This window comes from Buttiauxella ferragutiae (assembly GCF_022637515.1).
GTDB lineage: Bacteria > Pseudomonadota > Gammaproteobacteria > Enterobacterales > Enterobacteriaceae > Buttiauxella > Buttiauxella ferragutiae.
The window spans coordinates 1,933,504-1,952,396 of record NZ_CP093332.1 but is presented as its reverse complement, the minus strand read 5'-3'; the positions used below and the strand labels follow the sequence as shown (position 1 = coordinate 1,952,396).

The following is an 18,893-nucleotide window of genomic DNA, read 5'->3' as shown; positions in this document are numbered from 1 at the left end:
CCCCACAACAGCCTCGGGGCAATATCCGGAAAGGAACACGCGCCCAGAGACGCGTGAAAAGAGCTCACTCAGAAACGCCAGCCAACGCCCACATTAAATCCGTTGATGGCATAGTTTTTATTCCAGTAGTCAGCATTAGTGCCCTCGTAACCCACGTTCACTGACAGATTTTCAACAGGATTAAATATGACCCCAGCCCCCCAGGCCAGCGAGGTGGAATTACCGGAGCGCGCTTCACTCGAACTGTCGAAATAGTCAATGTCTTCACTCGTATTGACATGAGCAAAGCCCAGAGCGCCGTACAGGCTGATCCAGTCGTTAATACGGTAAGTCGGGCCTGCCGTTAATGAGTAATACTTCGCTTTAGCATCAGAGGTGTAGAAGTCACCGTGGTAGGTTTTATCCCCTTTCATCCAGCTAAATGACCCCATTACTCCCCACGAAGCGTCCCACTCATAGCGATACTGCAGATTGATCCCGTTGAGGTCGAAAGCATTGTCAATTTTGCTGTGGGCATATCCCACGCTGACTGTCTGGTTTGCAGCCAGCGCCACCGGAGACACCATCACGCATCCCGCCAGGGCCAGCCCCGTTATCACCTTCTTCATTGATTTTTCCTCTTCTCTTCGTTATGGGCCGCTATTCCCTGCCCCCGGGTAAACCGCATTCCTGAACATCTGCACATAACGGGTGCGCTGTCTGCCAGTCCTGCAATGCCAGACGTGAAACCCGGTATCCCCGGAAATGTTTCACGCGCTTCCCTCGTTCACGCCCACGGTGCCAGAGCGCCCGGAAACAGTGTTCGGGGAACAGTTCACTCAGCACCAGATTGATCATCTGCCGGGTGTGTCCGAAGGGGGCGACCAGGTCGATTGCCCACATCCGGTTACCGCAGCGCCAGTCATTCTCCTGTGGCAGAGGCAGCCGGGTGAGATAGCGCTGCTCGGCATCTTCATCAAACCAGGCCCAGCTCATAAAGAACACCGGCTTACCCTCCTGATGAGCCAGCACGTACTGTCGTTCTTTAATCGCCGGCAACAACATCGTCGCAAGCGCTTCCAGCGGGGCGTTTTTATGTCGTGCAGAATGCATCCACAGCCAGACACTGGCCCCCAGCACTTCAGCTTCACTCACGCTACCGCCCAGCACCAGCGGGCACTGTACGGTGAAACCTTTCCATTCCATCAGTAGCTCCAGCTAAGACTGAATCCGGTTGTTACAGGGTCGGTTTTAAAGCCGTCAGGCTTTGAGAGTGGGATACCGGCAAACAGGTCGTAGCTGGCTCGCAGATATTGCCCCCGCAAACCCATAACACCGCCCGCAAGATGTTTACCCACCAGCGTTTCACTTCCGGTACCACTCACTTCGCCATAGTCGGCCCCCAGGTAAAGTTCCTGTGCCGGAAGCGGGGTTAGCCAGGCAATATCATTGCGGACATACCAGCCATGGCTGGCGGTAAGCGTTCTTTCACCGTCAAAACCCCGCACTGTCCAGCGGTTGCCGATGGAAATCATGTCCGGTGTCGTCAGGGGGGTATGACTCATCTGGCGTTGATAGCGGGTGGTAAAATGGAAGTTCTGCCCGACGACAGAGAATGGCAAACTGAGTTGCGCGTTTAACTGGAGAATTTTACTGAGTGCTGTGGCCTCGCCCCAGTATTCTTCAGGCGCTGGCTGCGCACCAAACCAGCGCGTCCCACGCTGGTAGCTCACGCCTGCATCCAGGGTGGCACTGCCGATATAGTGACGGTGCTGCAACCCCAGCTTCCAGGCGGCGGTCTGACGTCGCTGGACGTCCACTTCGGTATCGTTGATGAAGTTGCTCTGTTCACGAGCCAGCACATCGGCGATCAGGGTGGTTTTCTGGCTGCCGCTGCGGTGCAGCAAACGGCTGACCTGGAAATCGATGTTTTTACTTTTACCGCTGTACTGATAATCGCCATTCAGGCCTGCCACCGTTTGTACATAATCGTATTCACTGCCGGTGACACCCGCGAGCCAGTAACCAAACGGTACCGAGTAATGACCCGTCAGACTCCGGGAAGATTTACCCCCGCCGTTGCCATCGAGATTGTGAGAGCCTGAAAGATAGAATAAATCACTGAGAGAGAACGGATTATCCAGCGATAGCGTCAGATTGCCCTGATATTCGCCCGTGGTCTGCGAACCGGAGTCATCAAGAGAGGTATCCACACGCCACATCCGCTCCTGATGGCGGGTCATCACAATGTCGCTTTCCCCGGGCTTATCGCCGGGGACGATATCCATGCTGGCGTTAACCGTCGGCAGGCGCTGGAGATTTTCCAGACCCTGCTCAATATCACGCAAATCCAGTACGTTGCCACGGTGAGCCGGGAAAGCACTGTAAAGCGTGGCATACGTATTACTGTCCGGCGTCAGACGAACATTCCGGATATAACCGGCCATCATGACCAGGCGCAGAGTGCCGGATTTCAAATCCTGTTTCGGGGCAAGCACGCGGGTGGTGACGTAGCCATGCCCTACCAGCGTGTTCTGTAGCCGGCTCATCAATAAATTAATCCCCTTTGCGCCCAGACAATGCCCGACAGCCTTTTCCGCCTGTCGCTGCAAAGGCAGCCAGTGGGGCAACGCCTGCGTACCGCTGAGCACAACCTGTGAAATGGGGAAACAGGGTATTTCGGTCGGGAAACCCTTTTTGGGGAGTGATGGTTGTGCCGGGGAAAGATTGACATCCGGTGCAACCGGCGTCAGTTGCTGTTCGAGATCTTGCTGGCGATGCTGCTGATTGAGGAACTGTTGTGCTGGCTGCGCGGAATCAGGGGCCGCAAAGCACAGGACCGGTGGTGTCAGGGTCAGAATTAAAAGAGCGACAATCCTTTTCTTCACTGAGATATTCATTGTGAAATTCTTTTGTTATTAATCCATCAAAGAGAGGTTCATCGCCGTACTGATATCTGCCCATCAGAACCCACATTTAATACCCTTTGCATCCAACAATAATTAAATAACAAAAAAGAGCAGGTGTTCGCACAATATTTTTAATGATTCCCTCTATTTTCAGAATATTCAAACATTAGAGAGCAAAGGCTTGAATTGCATATTCACCGAAGATATTTGTTGGCATACCATTTGGTTTTGGCATTTTATTCCAGCGTGACAGCAATAAAATACCCCCATTCAGAATAAACAACCCCGAACATAGCGCCAGCCTGAACAGTGAATAAACACACCAGAAACGGGTCATAACCTGGCGTGATGAACCTTCATCGACATAGCAAATATAATTCATGTAAATCAGAGGTTTTCATCCACAATGAACAATGCATGGCGCTCAATCAGCGGAGTTTATACCTTGGCGTAAAATGTTTTTGATAACGGCTTCAACTGGAAAAGTGAATACGGTTGTAGATATATGGCGAATGCTGCCAGGCTTTGGTTAGCCAGCCATTAACCGACATTTTGACATACCGTACAACCTACAAAATTTATTACGTAAGGCTAACATTGATATTTTTAGGATATTTCAGCTAAACGCCAGACTCATTTACCTGGTGTTCTGGCATATATATTCTGCCAGTTGCACACTAACCAACAGGAACAACTGCGAATGGAACGACTACGTAAGACTTCAGGTAATTTAAAGATAATTAATGACATTCACCACTGCTTTTCGGCTCGCTAGTTTCTGCATTTTTCATTTATATCTCACGACAAAAACCAGGCGAATTTAAAAACGAAAGTATAATTTCCTTTGTTATAAATACTTTTTTAGGCTCTGTTGCAAAAATCTGGAGGTGATAAACTCATCCTCATCTTTTGCTGACGGAGCAGCACATGAACCCATTCAAAGGCCGATATTTTCAGCGTGACATCATCCTGTGGGCGGTACGCTGGTACTGTAAATACGGCATCAGCTACCGTGAGCTGCAAGAGATGCTGGCTGAGCGCGGCGTCAATGTCGATCACACCACGATTTATCGCTGGGTTCAGCACTATGCCCCCGAAATGGAAAAACGGCTGCGCTGGTACTGGCGAAACCCTTTCGGGTTCTGCTCCTGACACATTGATGAAACCTACGTGAAGGTCAATGGCCGGTGGGCTTACCTGTATCATAGTAACTATTATCACATGCAGCATGGACCTTCAAACCAGCGTTTAAGTAACATGTGCCCATTGGTGGTCATTCTGGTGGTCTTGACAGAAAGGGAATTCAGGCTTAGCTTATTTATTAGCCAGTTACTGGCAAAGGCGATCCCAGTCAGAGGAGCCAAATTTAAGAAGCCCGCTTAGGAAACTAAGCGGGCTTTTGCTTTATAGATCCGCGCTAAATCCTTCCGTTCCCTCAGATCTGCATCTTCTTGTTAAATAAGTTTTTCCCTGATACATCCTCAGCTAAATACTCATATACAGAAATTACCGCTCAATTTAATATTTTGTTATCAAGTTTGTTATAACCGAGGGATTAAATTGATTACTATCATTTGTGTATTCCTGCTGGCTGGCATTGTAAAAGGTGTTATTGGTTTGGGTTTACCCACTATAGCAATGGGATTATTAACTGTCGTCATGACGCCCGCCAGCGCTGCGGGCTTGCTAATTTTACCCTCTCTGGTTACAAATATATGGCAGTTATTTACCGGGCCAACATTCATCGATTTAATTAAAAGATTATGGGGATTTATAGCAGGCATTTTCATTGGTACATTATTTAGCCTCTTACCTGGATTAACGTCTGCATCATCGTGGACAGAAACGGCATTGGGTATTGTGCTTATAATGTACGGTCTTTGGGGGCTTATCGCTAAAAGGTTGCCATCATCAGTTCAATCAGAAAAATGGCTATCACCTGTAGCAGGCTATATTACCGGTACCATTACCGCAGCAACCGGTGTTTTTGTGATTCCGGCAGTACCCTATTTACAATCGCTCCAGTTAAATAAAAATGATCTTATCCAGGCTCTCGGATTAGCCTTCACAGCATCAACGATTGCCTTAGCCATTCATCTGTCATTGGACAGTAAACTGGCTCACGTTGATTATTATCTGTCTGCCGTTGCGTTGATTCCTGCAATCGCAGGAATGTATGTAGGCCAATACTTGCGTAAAGTGATCAGTGAACTCGCCTTCCGCCGCTGTTTTTTTATCGGGCTTATCGCACTTGGAATTTATATGACGATAAAATAATAGTTATGAGTCATTCTGACGTTGTGTCATGAAATCAACGAATTCTTTCGCGTATCCAGGCAGTTCAGTAAAATCCCGGGCACAAATGATCAGTTTGCGGTCAGCCCAGCTATCGGTTAAACGGATTATTTTGCTGCCATTCATGGAATTAAATCGCTCGGCGGCACGCCTGGGGATAATAGCAATGCCGACGCCACTGTCGACAATTTGCATCACGGCATCGAATGTTGCCATACGAACGCGATAGCTAATACGATATCCCAATTTTTTGGCATGCCCTTCAATGTGCTCCTGAAGCGCACTCCCCTCAGATAATCCCGTAAATTCAGCAGTGACAATATCCCGGAAAGCAATACTCTCGCTATCATGCCAATCGTTTTTGGCGGGCACAAACACCACTAATTCATCATCACGGAACGGTAATGATACCAAGCCGTTCAGCTCTGTTGAGTCAGCAACAATGCCTAAATTGGCCATTTGATTTTTAATAGCGGCGACTATGTCATAGCTGAGCATTTCTTTAACAGAAACAGAAATATTGGGTTTAAGGCTTAAATAAGAACCCAGCAACTGGGGTAAAAATTCGTTCTGCGCCGATGAATTGCACAGCAGGTTGATATGCCCGCGTAACCCTTTGCCGTATTGATGTAATTCACTGCGCATGTGCTCAACTTGTTGCAACACAATATTGGCATGGTTGACCAACGAAAACCCAGCGTCAGATAGCTTGACCCCTTTTCTGGAGCGGCTAAACAGCTCGACACCCAACTCCCCCTCCATACCACGGATACGCTCGCTTGCCGACTGCAACGTCAGGTTTGACAGCACAGCACCACCGGTGATGCTTCCCGCTTTATAAACGTTCAGAAACAGCCGTAAGTCGATAATATCAAACCGCATAAGAACACCTGCTCCTTGTTTATTCTGACCTAAGCGAGATTATAGTCGGTAGTGTTGAGCGTGAATCATGCAGGACCGGGAGAAGGCACCAAAGGTTACCGTAGAGCGGAGTACGAGAGTTACCGTCAGGATAGATAACTCTCGTTAATTTGAAATGTGAGACTGGTTGCTGGAAAAGATTAAACGCCAGAGTTATCGAGCAAGTCTTTACTTGCCGCTTTCAGGTACTGGAACATTGACCAGAATGTTAACACTGCTGCGATAAAGAACAGACCAATCCCCGCGTATTCGATCCACATGTTTGGACGCCATAGCATACCAATCAGCGCCAGCATTTGCGCCATGGTCTTGGATTTACCAATCCAGGAAACGGCAACACTGCTGCGTTTGCCGATTTCAGCCATCCATTCGCGCAAAGCAGAAATAATGATTTCACGAGCAATCATGGTTGCCGCAGGCAGCGTCACCCACCAGGCGTGGTAATGTTCAGCCACCAGCACCAGAGCGACGACCACCATGACTTTATCGGCTACCGGGTCAAGGAAGGCACCAAAACGTGTGCTTTGGTTCCAGCGACGCGCCAGAAAACCATCAAACCAGTCAGTGATTGCGGCAAACCAGAAGATAAACGCACACAGGAATGGCGCCCAGCTAAACGGCAGATAAAAAGCCAGCACAAAGAATGGGATAAGGATGATACGAAACAGAGTAAGCAATGTTGGGATATTAAATTGCATAGTGCTGGTTAACTGTCTGTCGTAAGTGGAAATTGTCTCTATGTTGCTACAGAGGCCTTAATGTTTCAACGAGTAGAAGATCTTTTCTGCCAACGCTTGCGAGATACCCGGCACTTTTGCGATTTCTTCTACGGATGCGTTCTTTAATGGTTGCAATCCACCCATATATTTCAACAACATCTGGCGACGTTTTGGGCCAACGCCTTCGATGGTCTCCAGCGCACTGGTATTTTTTACTTTTGCACGTTTTTTGCGATGCCCGGAAATAGCGTGATCGTGTGATTCATCACGAATGTGCTGGATGACATGCAGCGCGGGTGAATCTGGCGGCAGTGAAAACCCTTCCCCTTCCGGTTCAAAGAACAAGGTTTCAAGCCCCGCTTTGCGATCGGCCCCTTTTGCCACACCCAGTAACAGCGGATGGTTTTTATCCCACGGAACGTCGAGTTCTGCAAACACGGTTTTTGCCTGCCCCAACTGCCCTTTGCCACCATCAATCAGAATGACATCAGGCACTTTGCTCTCATCAATCGCCTTACCATAGCGACGGCGCAACACCTGGTTCATCGCCGCATAATCATCGCCTGGTGTAATGCCTTCAATGTTGTAGCGTCGATATTCAGCGCGCAATGGACCGTTGGCATCAAAAACCACACAGGAAGCCACGGTCTGCTCGCCCATAGTGTGGCTGATGTCGAAGCACTCCATGCGTTTGATTGCGGGCAACTCCAGTACGCTGGCTAAGGCTGCTAAGCGTTGATGAATGGTGGATTGCTGCGCCAGACGCGTCACAAGCGCCGTGGCCGCATTAGTACGGGCCAGTTTGAGATACCGCGCGCGGTCGCCGCGTGGTTTGGTCTGCACATTAATACGCCGCCCCGCCAGTTCCGTCAAAGAATCTGACAGCAAGGTTTTATCCGGCAAATTGAAATCAAGCAGGATTTCAGAAGGCAAGGTACGCATCTGGCTGCCTTGCAAATAGAACTGACCAACAAAAGTTTCGACGACTTCAGCGAGTTCTGTGCCGTTTGGCACTTTAGGGAAATAACTTCGGCTACCTAAAACTTTACCCTGGCGGATAAAGAGCACATGCACACATGCCATGCCGGCATCGAACGACACGCCAATCACATCCAGGTCATCGCCAGTATTGGAAACAAACTGTTTTTCAGTCACGCGACGTACCGCCTGAATTTGGTCGCGTATTCTCGCGGCCTCTTCAAACGCCAGGTTTTTGCTTGCCTCTTCCATTTTAGCGATCAGCTGATTCAGAACTTGATCGTCTTTACCGGACAGGAACAAACGGACATATTCCACCTGCTGGGCATACTCTTCTTCACTGACTAAGCCCGCCACACAAGGCCCCAGGCAGCGCCCGATTTGGTATTGCAAGCATGGGCGCGAGCGATTGCGATAAACATTGTTTTCGCACTGGCGAATCGGGAAGATTTTCTGCAATAGCGCCAGTGTTTCGCGGACAGCATAGCCATTAGGGAATGGCCCGAAATATTCCCCTTTGGCGTGTTTCGCTCCACGATGCATCGCAAGCCGCGGGTGAGTATCGCCACTAAGGAAAATATAGGGATAGGATTTGTCATCACGCAACAGCACATTGTAACGCGGCTGATACAGCTTGATGTAATTGTGTTCCAGCAACAACGCTTCTGTTTCGGTGTGAGTCACCGTCACGTCAATATGCTGAATTAAGGCCACCAGCGCTTCTGTTTTACGGCTGGCAAGATTGCTCCTGAAGTAGCTCGACAGGCGTTTCTTCAGGTCCTTGGCTTTACCGACGTAAATGACCGTATCACTGGCGTCATACATACGATAGACACCAGGTTTACTGGTTACGGTTTTAAGAAACGCTCGCGGGTCAAAGATTTCACTCACTACTTATTAATGTCTCCGCACTAAATAAACCATGACGAATGGCCAGGTGTGTCAGTTCAACATCGCCACTGATATTCAGTTTACTAAACATGCGGTAACGGTAACTGTTAACCGTTTTAGGGCTAAGATTAAGCTGCTCTGAGATCTCATTGACCTTTTGGCCTTTGGTTATCATCAACATAATCTGTAATTCACGCTCAGACAAACTCGCAAATGGCGTGTCTGTTTTCTCCGGTTCAATCTGGCTTAATGCCATTTGTTGGGCGATATCTGACGCAATGTAGCGCTGCCCGGCATTGACCGAACGAATCGCATTAACCACATCTTGTGGCGCTGCACCTTTACTTAAATATCCAGCGGCACCCGCCTGCATCACTTTTGCAGGTAGTGGATTCTCGGTGTGTATTGTCAACATAATCACTTTGATATCGTTTGAATATCGCGCGATTTTACGCGTGGCTTCCAGGCCACCAATTCCCGGCATATTCATGTCCATCAGGACAACATCAACCGGATGACTACGGCACCATTTTACGGCATCCTCGCCGCAATTTGCCTCACCTGATATCTTGATCCCTTTGATATCTTCAAGAATGCGTCGTATCCCTGCGCGCACCAGTTCGTGGTCATCAACAAGAAGTACGTTGATCAAGGGGACCTCTCCAGAATAGGGATTACGCTGCTAAAATTACTGAGCCATATTAACGGGTTTTCAGGTAACTTTAAATTATAAAAACAGATTTTCGGAATCTCATGCCGTGCTGGAAATTTAAATGTACAGTGGATACTGGACAGAAAACAGACTCATTTCATAGTTATAAATAGTAAAAACGCTTTTCATATTTAAAAAAACTATAATTCACGCCCATTAAAAGGATTAAATAAAGATCGTGGAAGTATTTTTTTAACCAAAAATAAACAAAATTAAAACAAATACACACTTTGCACCGTAAGCATGTTACGGCCTTCACGTAACCACTAATAAAATGGTTTACGACTGTGTTATACTCCGCCGCCTTAAGAAACCGTTACACGAAACAACGGTGTACCAACCAAGACCGAGGAACACAAATGAGCACTCCTGATTTTTCCACCGCAGACAACAGTAGTGAACTGGCTATTGAAGTCACCTGCTTGAAAGCTATGCTGACTCAGATGCTGAAAGCCATGGGTCAGGCCGATGCAGGCAAAGTTATCATTAAAATGGAAAAGCAAATCGCTCAAATGGAAGACCCGGCACAAGCAGACGTTTTTGGTAATACTGTTAAGCAAATTAAACAGGCTTACCGTCAGTAATCGAATCGCGACGGCTGGATGAATTCAGTTTCTCCAGCCGCTTCGTTGACTTCCCTCGTTAAATCACGCCCTTCAAATTATCCCAATCGCTGCTGCATAACAGGCAATTTGCGTTTTATTTGGCGCATTAAATTTCTTCTGCATATTTTTCTGGTGAAAATTCACAGTATTTTCTGATATCGATAGAATAATGGCGATTTCTGATGACGTTTTCCCCTCGCCCGTCCATTGCAATATTTCTCGCTCACGTTTGCTAAGCTTTAATGGCATGGCGGCCATGGATGAATCATTAAGCCGCGTTAAAGTCATTAAACTCAGTTCGGCTAAATATTGCAGACGTAGTTGCAATTCATCGTCAGGCATAATTTTGCCTTTCCCCGCTGTACGCGAGACTGAATAAAACCCCAATGCACGATTAGGCGCCATCACGCACTGGCTTATACCACGCCGTAAGCCGTGATCCCGTGCCGCATCCCAGAAATCCTGAGTACCACTAAAAAGCTCGTCATTCCAGCGCAGATGCCCACGCATGAAATTTTCAGGACGCAAAACTGGGTCAATCGCAAAATAATTTGCAGCATGATAATGATCGAGCCACGGCTGAGGATAAGTCGACCTTAATGACGTTTTGGGACGAGTAAATGGCACTGGGTGACGAATACACAGAGAGTAATAGTCAAATTCCAGCGACTCCGTTTGCTGATGTAGGATTTTAGTTATTTCGTCAGCCTGCGTAACAGACTGGAAGATATTCAGCGCATCCTGCCGCCAGCTAAAAAAGTTGCGATCATCCATTATGTCTGGCATTTCTCCTGACACTAATATCATTTCCAAATGTAATGCCAAACGCTATCACATTTATCAATATTATAAATATTTTAATAATGGCCCCAAAAGTGGGGCCATACGAATTACTGGGTGAGGAATTTTTCCAGGAATTGCTGAGTGCGTGGTTGTTGAGGATTAGCAAACAATTCACGTGCAGGCCCCTGCTCAACAATACGGCCTTGATCCATAAATATGGCACGGTCTGCAACATCACGCGCAAAGCTCATTTCATGCGTCACGATCACCATGGTGCGTTTTTCTTGCGCAAGCTGGCGAATAGTGCTCAACACTTCACCCACCAGCTCAGGGTCAAGCGCTGATGTCGGTTCATCAAACAGAATCACTTCCGGGCGCATCGCCAGTGCGCGCGCAATGGCTACACGCTGCTGCTGGCCGCCGGAAAGACGACGCGGATAGCTGGTTTCTTTACCGCTTAGGCCAACTTTCGCCAGCAACTCACGCGCCCGCGCAATAGCTTCTTCTTTCGGTTCGCCTTTTACAATCACGGGCCCTTCGATGATATTTTCAATCACCGTCCGATGCGGGAAAAGATTGAAGCTTTGAAACACGAACCCAACATGCTGACGCAGTTCGCGCACTCGATTTTTCTGCTTACTCAATGATTGCGCCGCATCAATGGAAATCTCTCCGACCTTGATGGTGCCGGACTCGGGTTGTTCCAGCAAATTTATGCAGCGCAGCAAGGTGGTTTTACCGGAGCCACTTGGCCCGATAATCGCCACCACTTCGCCCGCTTTCACTTCCAGATCGATACCATGCAGCACGGTCTGCCCGTGGAATTTTTTGACCAGTTGTTTTACGTCGATTGCGCTCATTTGGGATCCCTGTCCTGGCGATTTAACTGATTTTCAAAGTAGTTCTGCAACGAAGAAAGCACCGTTGCCATTACCCAGTAAATCAATGACGCCGCGAGATACATGGTAAATACCTCGAGGGTACGCGAGGTAATAAGCTGCGCCTGGCGAAACAATTCCGGAACCTGAATAGTGGCCGCAAGGGACGTGTCTTTCACCAGACTGATAAAACTGTTGCTCAGCGGCGGCAGTGCGACACGAGCCGCCTGCGGTAAAATCGCCCGACGTAAGGTTTGCCACGGCGTCATACCGATACTCGCTGCGGCTTCCCACTGCCCTTTTTCGATAGACGAAATCGCCGCACGCAAGGTTTCGGAAGCATAAGCCGCGGTATTCAGCGACAAGCCGATCATCGCCGCAGGAATAGGATCCAGCTCAATACCAAACTGCGGCAGGCCGTAATAGATCATAAACAGCTGCGCGATTAACGGCGTACCGCGAAAAATCGACACGTAAAAACGCGATAGCCAGGAGAACGGCCAAAACGGTGACAAACGCATCAACGCCAACATAAAACCGAGTATCAGCCCAAAGAACATGCCGCCAATACTGAGTTGCAGCGTAAAGACGGCACCTTTAAGCAGAAACGGTGCCGAATCCAGCACCAGTTGAATACTTTCATGCATACTTGAATTACACCCTGTCTGTCTTTTTATTCTTGTAATACACCCAAATGGGTGTCGCCCTTCAAAATCTCATTAAACATGCGGATGGTAAGCAAATAACGCAGGCGCACCACCGGTATGAATAAAGATTATCGGGCCTTCATCTTTGAAACGCTTCTGGGCCACTCCATCAATTAACCCAGCCATCGCTTTGCCGGTATAAACCGGATCCAGCAAGATCCCTTCGAGGCGCGCCAAAATTTTAATGGCTTCAAGCCCTTCTTCATTAGGATGGCCATAGCCCGGAGTGAAATAATCATCCCATAAATGTATTGGGTTTGACGCGCTGACACTTAGCGATTGCGCGACCGCCTGCCGCAACGCTTCCACTTTTGGCAACTGCTGGGCAACAGAACGCGAAACGGTAACACCGATTAAATCAACATCAGGCATGACTTGCTCAAGGCCAACCGCCAGCCCGGCATGCGTCCCGGCACTTCCTGAAGCGACCACCACCGATGAAACATTGACTGCACCTTCGCACTGCTGCGCGATTTCCAGCGCACTTTCCACATAGCCCAAAGCGCCCAGCGCATTCGAGCCGCCAACAGGAATCACATACGGGCGAAAGCCTTGCGCTTCGAGACGTAGGGCAATTTCTTCCAGTTGGCTATCCGGCGAATCTAGCGCATCACACATTTCTATTTCGACATCAAACAAGTCGAGCATCAAACGGTTACCGTTAGTGAGATAGTTTTCCGCCTGGGTACCAATTGGGTTTTCCAGCAGTGCGACGCACTTCAGGCCGAGTTTTGCCGCAACTGCCGCGGTCTGGCGCACGTGGTTTGACTGAATCGCCCCAGCGGTAACCAGCACGTCGGCACCTTCACGCAACGCATCTGCCGCCAGGAATTCAAGTTTACGCAGCTTATTTCCACCCATCGCCATCGGCGTGGCGTCGTCACGTTTAATATAGATTTCGCGGCCAAGGTAATCGGAAAAACGTGGCAAATATTCGAGTGGCGTCGGAGCGCCGATAAATTCCAGACGCGCAAATCGCGTCAGATTGTGCAGAGACATGAGCAACTCCATTACACTTTGAATAAAATCCAGATTTATTCATTATGCACCAGCCTGACAAAATGCTGGCAAATACAAATAAAAAAGGCGGATGTCGCTTACGCTAATCCGCCCTGGGCATCCCAAATTAATTATTTGGTGACGTCAGCGCCAAACCATTTTTCGGAAAGCCTGGCCAGTGAGCCATCTTTCTGCATCTCAGCAATACCTTTATTAATCGCTTCGACCAGGTCTTCGTTGCCTTTACGCACTGCAACACCAGCTTCCTGACGTGAGAATGCATCGCCCGCTACCGCCAGGGTATCTTTGGTTTTCTTCACCAGGTCCAACGCGGCCAGGCGGTCGACCAGAATCGCATCAATACGGCCTACGCGCAGATCCTGATATTTCGTTGGGTCATCATCATAAGTACGGATGTCAACGCCCTGCACATTGGCGCGCAACCACTCTTCGTAGTTAGTCCCCAGACCCACACCCACTTTTTTGCCTTTCAGGGAATCCGGCCCAGTAATGCTGCCTTCGTTACCCTTTTTCACCAACGCCTGAATACCCGAAACGGTGTATGGCGTAGAGAAATCGTATTTCTTCTTACGTTCATCAGAAATGGTCACCTGGTTAATCACCACGTCGATGCGTTTAGAGTCCAGCGACGCCAGCATGCCATCCCATTTGGTCGGCTTCAGTGAGGCTTTTACGCCCAAATGCTGTGCCAACTGCTCAGCAAATTCCACTTCAAAACCGGTCAGTTTGCCGTCATCACCCTGAAAGCTGAATGGAGGATAAGTCCCTTCAAGCCCAACCAGCAGCGTGCCGCGCTCTTTGACTTTTGCCAGTAAATTTTCGGCGGCGAAGGTTTTAACACTCGCACCTGCAACCAATGCCACAGCCAGCACGCCCATCAGCGCCTGACGCCCCACCATTGCTAATTTCATAGTTACCCCGAATGTCGATATTATTGTTGTATTGTAGCGACTTAATATAATCAATCAAAACCACTGTGCTACAACTTATGCCATTTTAATATATATCAGAAGTTGATTTATTTTCCTGGTAATGGGCAGTGATATTTTGATTGAGGGTTTGAAATTGTCCGTACTTGCGCAGAGCAATACGGTAATTGTTGGTACTGGTTGGCGGCAACCACGCATCAAATGAGTCGTCGAGGTAAGCGGCAGGCGAAGAAGGCCGTGGAACGTTTTGTGAAGATAAATAGTTACCCAGACGGCGCAAGCGCACCACGTATTCACGGATGGTGCCATGGCTCATCTCGGTTTGTTCGAACAGGTATTCTTTAAAGCCGATAATATCGAAATAGTGATCCTGCTCTTTGCAGTATAAATCGCCGCAAAAACGGCACAACGCCGCCCAGGACGGGCGTTCAATCTGCCAGCTGTGTTCATCAATTAACGTATCAAGCTGCGCGATAGCCGTTTTACTGACGATCTCGCCACGATGGGTGAGCGTAATTCTGTCGAGCAATTTCGCACAATGAGCACAATGGGTCTGTGTGTGTTTAAAGTCTTTTAAATAGCGGCTTAAAGGACGCTTTTTTAAGTTCTGCACCGTCATGATGTTATCCCGGACGTATTATAATGTACGGCCTACAACTTACCGAGCTTGGTGCGTAAGCGTTTAATCGCCTGGCTGTGCAACTGACTGACGCGCGACTCCCCAACGTCCAGTACCGCGCCAATCTCCTTCAGATTCAGCTCTTCCTGGTAGTAAAGGGTCAGCACCATCTTTTCACGATCCGGAAGCGCCTCGATGGCGTCCATTACGCGTTGGCGTAGATTCCCTTCCAACAGTTGTTGTAGTGGATTCGCCTGCTGATGCTCTTCAGTAATCAGTTCGATACTATCGCCATGCTCTTCACGCCACTCGTCATAAGAGAAAAGTTGACTGTTGTTGGTGTCGAGCAACATCTGACGGTATTCGTTGAGCGGGATATCCAACCGGTCTGCCACTTCAGTTTCAGTGGCATTACGGCCCAGCTCTTGCTCCAGTTGACCCATTGCCTGCGCAACACCGCGAGCGTTACGCCTGACGCTGCGTGGCACCCAGTCACGGCTGCGCAACTCATCAAGCATCGCCCCACGGATGCGCTGCACCGCGTAGGTAGTAAATGCCGTTCCTTGCAGGGCATCATAACGGTCCACTGCATTCAACAACCCGATGCCGCCCGCCTGTAGCAGGTCGTCAAGCTCCACACTCGCGGGCAGGCGTACCTGCAGGCGCAATGCTTCGTGACGCACCAATGGTACATAACGCTGCCACAGCGAGTGTTTATCCATTACACCTTCAGAGGTATACAGTGAATTCACGATAAACAGCCCTGCGTTAGTTGAGTTATCGGCATGATTATCCGTTTCTGGAGGGTTTTTAATCGCAAGAATAGTGGGTGAAATGAGGGGTTATTTGCGGTTATGGATAACAATTAATACGAAAAAACCCTGCCGAGGCAGGGTTTGGTCAGGTATCAGGCGATTAGCCCTGCAGCAGAGACAGTACTTGCTGTGGAACCTGGTTAGCTTTAGACAACACGGAGTTACCCGCCTGCTGGATGATTTGCGCTTTAGACATATTTGACACTTCGGTCGCATAGTCGGCGTCCTGAATACGGGACTGCGCTTCAGACAGGTTAGTGGTGGTGTTGTTCAGGTTAGTTACCGCTGAATCCAGACGGTTCTGTACCGCACCTAGGGAAGAACGGAAGGTATCTACAGATGCGATAGCTTTGTCCAGCAGAGCCAATGGATCGTTAGTTGAAGCGCCAGCAAATTGAGTTGATGCTTTAACGTTAGTTGCAGTATCCGCGCTGAGCTCAATATCAACTGTCGCAGTTTTTGTACCATCTGTAGCAGCAGCATCAGTCCCGACAGGTTTGGTAGCGTCAGCACCATTCTTAAGGTAATCAGCATCAACAGTGTAATTTTTTCCTTGCACTGAAACAAAACCGGTTACTGCACCTTTATCGTCAGTTCCAACTTTAATCAGTTGTCCTGTCATGCTGGCACCATTCTTACCGATACCATTTTGCACATCACCATAAGTGACATCTGTTGTATTCAACGTCACAGCACCAGCATCATCATTAGCAGTGCTATCGTTATCTACAGAAACGGAATAGTAGTCGCTACCAGACTGTACAACATATTCAGAAGTGCCTTTAATGTTATGCAGACTTAAAGATTTAGCATCAACGCCTAATTTAGTCGCGACACCAGACAAATCTACATTAGCCATCTGACCTGTTACGGTATCAGCTACTTGAGAAATTGCCGAACCAACATTCAGCGCCCCCTTGGAAACGGAAAAACCATCCAGACCTAGAGTAGAAGAATCAATTTGTTTCAGATCGATAGAGATAGTCTGGCCATCGTTAGCTCCAACCTGGATCTTCATGGAGCCGTCTTTTGCCAGCACGTTCACGCCGTTAAACTGAGTCTGACCGGATACACGGTCAATTTCAGACAGACGGGATTTAATTTCGTCCTGGATTGAAGACAGGTCAGAATCTGAGTTAGTACCGGTCGTTGCCTGAACCGTCAGTTCACGCACACGTTGTAAGTTGTTGTTGATTTCTGACAGTGCGCCTTCCGCAGTCTGCGCCAGAGAGATACCGTCGTTGGCGTTACGAGCTGCCTGAGTCAGGCCTTTAATGTTGGACGTGAAACGGTTTGCAATTGCCTGGCCTGCAGCATCATCCTTCGCGCTGTTAATACGTAAGCCAGAAGACAGACGCTCAATAGAAGTCGACAGAGCGGACTGGTTCTTGTTGATATTGTTTTGAGTAATCAGCGAAAGGCTGTTGGTATTAATGACTTGTGCCATGATTTATTTTTCCTGTGTTTCAAGTCTACGGTTTATGGGTTGGGTTTCCACCCGTCGGCTTCGTTGCCGTTAAACCTGTTATCGTCTGGTCCCCCACAACCTTTAGAATTTTTTTACATTCACAGTAAAATTTTTAGCACCGGAAATACTCTCGCCCTCTGCCGCTATTCTTGCCATTAAAAAAAAGAAATTAATCGTAAACTTTGTTTTTTCCAGGCCGATACTCCCGGTATTCATTTTATGCATCGATACATTAAGGAAATAATATGGCTAGTATTTCTACGCTGGGAATCGGGTCCGGTCTGGATCTGAGCAGCATTCTGGATAGCCTGCAGGCAGCACAAAAAGCGACGCTAACACCAATCTCAAAACAACAAAGTTCCTTTACAGCAAAATTGAGCGGTTACGGTACCCTGAAGAGTGCACTGGTCAGCTTCCAGACCGCCAACACCGCGCTCAATAAAACCGATCTGTTTACTGCGACATCAACCAGCAGCAGTAGCACCGCGTTCAGCGCGACCACTACCGGTAATGCAGTGGCCGGGAAATATACGATTAACGTCACTCAACTGGCGCAATCGCAAACGCTGACCACCAAAAATACCCAGCCCGACAGCAAAACAGCGATTGCCACCGGCGACAGCGTGTTGACCATTCAACAAGGTGGCGATAAAAAACCGGTCACCATTGATATTAGTGCTGCCAACTCCTCGCTGAGCGGCATTCGCGACACCATCAATAATGCTAAGGCGGGTGTTAGCGCCAGTATTATCAACGTCGGCAACGGCCAATATCGTCTGTCTATTACCTCTGACGATACCGGCAACGACAATGCCATGAGCCTGAGTGTCAGCGGTGATAGCGCCCTGCAAAGCTTTATGGGCTACAACGGCACCAGCACAGATGCCGCGAATGGTATGGAAGAGAGCGTTACCGCGCAAGATGCCGAGCTGACGGTGAACAACATTAAAATAACCAACAGCAGCAATACCATCAGCGATGCGCTGGAAGACATCACCCTCAATCTGAATAATGTCACCACCGGCACCCAAACGCTGACCATCACCAAAGATACTTCTAAAGCAGAAACCGCGGTCAAAGCCTGGGTCGATGCCTATAACTCTTTGCAGGATACCTTCAGCAGCTTAACCAAATACACCTCGGTTGATTCTGGCGCTACTCAAGACTCCAGCAACGGCGCACTGCTTGGCGACAGCACCTTGCGTACTATCCAGACACAACTCAAAGGGTTACTCAACAATACCCAGAGCAGTTCGTCATTTAAGACACTGGCACAAATCGGTGTGACGTCAGACCCGAGCACCGGAAAGTTAGAACTCGATGGCGACAAACTGAAAACGGCGCTGAAAAAAGATGCGGCTGGGGTCCAGGAGATGATTGTTGGCGACGGTAAAACCAGCGGCATCACCACCACCATCGGCAACAACCTGACCAGTTGGCTCTCCAGCACCGGGATCATCAAGGCGGCAACCGACGGTGTGAGCAAGACGCTGAACAGTCTGACCGCACAGTACAACAAAGCCAGTGAACGTATTGACTCAGAGATGGCGCGTTACAAGGCGCAATTTACTCAACTGGACGTGATGATGAGTTCACTGAACTCCACCAGCAGCTATCTGACTCAACAGTTTGATACCAGTTCCAGCAAAAAATAATTAATCCAGG

General features: G+C 48.6%; 18 protein-coding genes and 1 pseudogene. 4 read left to right on the top strand and 15 right to left on the bottom strand.

The window, feature by feature from the left end:
• Positions 1–68 precede the first annotated feature (68 nt).
• Genes MNO13_RS08890 through MNO13_RS08880 form a run of 3 tightly spaced genes read right to left on the bottom strand, consistent with a single transcriptional unit; the run spans position 69 to position 2,879 of the window.
• On the bottom strand, positions 69–608 hold the full coding sequence (locus tag MNO13_RS08890) for an Ail/Lom family outer membrane beta-barrel protein (protein ID WP_241939813.1): 540 nt from the start codon (positions 606–608) through the stop codon (positions 69–71).
• Positions 609–639: 31 nt separating this feature from the next.
• Positions 640–1,185 carry a toxin-activating lysine-acyltransferase gene (locus MNO13_RS08885; protein WP_241939812.1) on the bottom strand — a complete coding sequence of 182 codons (546 nt, stop codon included), beginning with the start codon at positions 1,183–1,185 and terminating at the stop codon, positions 640–642.
• A complete protein-coding gene (locus MNO13_RS08880; RefSeq protein ID WP_241939811.1) occupies positions 1,185–2,879 on the bottom strand; it encodes a ShlB/FhaC/HecB family hemolysin secretion/activation protein in 1,695 nt (564 codons plus the stop codon). The genes MNO13_RS08885 and MNO13_RS08880 overlap by 1 nt, the downstream gene beginning before the upstream one ends.
• A 936-nt stretch (positions 2,880–3,815) precedes the next feature.
• Between MNO13_RS08880 and MNO13_RS08875 the strand changes: the two are divergent.
• A pseudogene (locus tag MNO13_RS08875) lies at positions 3,816–4,037 on the top strand (IS6 family transposase); the annotation flags it as partial.
• Between the two features lie 411 nt (positions 4,038–4,448).
• Positions 4,449–5,165, top strand: coding sequence for a sulfite exporter TauE/SafE family protein (locus tag MNO13_RS08870; protein WP_208856723.1), 717 nt, complete (start codon positions 4,449–4,451; stop codon positions 5,163–5,165).
• Between the two features lie 3 nt (positions 5,166–5,168).
• Here MNO13_RS08870 and MNO13_RS08865 read toward each other — a convergent pair whose 3' ends face one another.
• The 4 genes from MNO13_RS08865 to uvrY all read right to left on the bottom strand — a co-directional run bounded on the left by MNO13_RS08865 (position 5,169) and on the right by uvrY (position 9,344).
• Entirely contained in the window at positions 5,169–6,065 is an 897-nt protein-coding gene (locus MNO13_RS08865) for a LysR family transcriptional regulator (RefSeq protein WP_064545576.1), read from the bottom strand.
• Positions 6,066–6,244: 179 nt separating this feature from the next.
• Entirely contained in the window at positions 6,245–6,802 is a 558-nt protein-coding gene (gene pgsA, locus MNO13_RS08860) for a CDP-diacylglycerol--glycerol-3-phosphate 3-phosphatidyltransferase (protein ID WP_064545575.1), read from the bottom strand.
• Positions 6,803–6,859: 57 nt separating this feature from the next.
• A complete protein-coding gene (gene uvrC / locus MNO13_RS08855; RefSeq protein ID WP_064545573.1) occupies positions 6,860–8,692 on the bottom strand; it encodes an excinuclease ABC subunit UvrC in 1,833 nt (610 codons plus the stop codon).
• Positions 8,685–9,344, bottom strand: coding sequence for a UvrY/SirA/GacA family response regulator transcription factor (uvrY, locus tag MNO13_RS08850; protein ID WP_064545571.1), 660 nt, complete (start codon positions 9,342–9,344; stop codon positions 8,685–8,687). The genes uvrC and uvrY overlap by 8 nt, the downstream gene beginning before the upstream one ends.
• 419 nt (positions 9,345–9,763) lie before the next feature.
• Between uvrY and MNO13_RS08845 the strand changes: the two genes are divergently transcribed.
• Positions 9,764–9,988: a DUF2594 family protein gene (locus MNO13_RS08845; protein ID WP_064545568.1), complete on the top strand. Its 225-nt coding sequence runs from the start codon at positions 9,764–9,766 to the stop codon at positions 9,986–9,988.
• Between the two features lie 72 nt (positions 9,989–10,060).
• Here MNO13_RS08845 and sdiA read toward each other — a convergent pair whose 3' ends face one another.
• The 8 genes from sdiA to MNO13_RS08805 form a co-directional block, all read right to left on the bottom strand.
• The gene (sdiA, locus tag MNO13_RS08840; RefSeq protein ID WP_064545566.1) at positions 10,061–10,783 is read right to left on the bottom strand and encodes a quorum-sensing transcriptional regulator SdiA; all 723 of its coding nucleotides are present in this window, start codon (positions 10,781–10,783) and stop codon (positions 10,061–10,063) included.
• A gap of 116 nt (positions 10,784–10,899) precedes the next feature.
• Entirely contained in the window at positions 10,900–11,652 is a 753-nt protein-coding gene (tcyN, locus tag MNO13_RS08835; RefSeq protein WP_232886768.1) for an L-cystine ABC transporter ATP-binding protein TcyN, read from the bottom strand.
• Positions 11,649–12,317: a cystine ABC transporter permease gene (tcyL, locus tag MNO13_RS08830; RefSeq protein WP_064545562.1), complete on the bottom strand. Its 669-nt coding sequence runs from the start codon at positions 12,315–12,317 to the stop codon at positions 11,649–11,651. Before tcyL ends, tcyN begins: the two co-directional genes overlap by 4 nt.
• Before the next feature lie 72 nt (positions 12,318–12,389).
• A complete protein-coding gene (gene dcyD, locus MNO13_RS08825) occupies positions 12,390–13,376 on the bottom strand; it encodes a D-cysteine desulfhydrase (protein ID WP_241939810.1) in 987 nt (328 codons plus the stop codon).
• A gap of 131 nt (positions 13,377–13,507) precedes the next feature.
• The gene (gene tcyJ, locus MNO13_RS08820; protein WP_064545558.1) at positions 13,508–14,308 is read right to left on the bottom strand and encodes a cystine ABC transporter substrate-binding protein; all 801 of its coding nucleotides are present in this window, start codon (positions 14,306–14,308) and stop codon (positions 13,508–13,510) included.
• Between the two features lie 85 nt (positions 14,309–14,393).
• Positions 14,394–14,945 (bottom strand): flagella biosynthesis regulatory protein FliZ, encoded by a 552-nt coding sequence (fliZ, locus tag MNO13_RS08815; RefSeq protein ID WP_064545556.1) that lies wholly within the window; start codon positions 14,943–14,945, stop codon positions 14,394–14,396.
• A 32-nt stretch (positions 14,946–14,977) separates the two neighbouring features.
• A complete protein-coding gene (locus MNO13_RS08810; RefSeq protein ID WP_064545552.1) occupies positions 14,978–15,697 on the bottom strand; it encodes an RNA polymerase sigma factor FliA in 720 nt (239 codons plus the stop codon).
• 163 nt (positions 15,698–15,860) lie between these two features.
• Positions 15,861–17,207, bottom strand: a complete 1,347-nt coding sequence (locus MNO13_RS08805) for a FliC/FljB family flagellin (RefSeq protein ID WP_241939809.1) — start codon at positions 17,205–17,207, stop codon at positions 15,861–15,863.
• Between the two features lie 266 nt (positions 17,208–17,473).
• Between MNO13_RS08805 and fliD the strand changes: the two genes are divergently transcribed.
• A complete protein-coding gene (gene fliD, locus MNO13_RS08800) occupies positions 17,474–18,883 on the top strand; it encodes a flagellar filament capping protein FliD (protein ID WP_064545548.1) in 1,410 nt (469 codons plus the stop codon).
• Positions 18,884–18,893 lie beyond the last annotated feature (10 nt).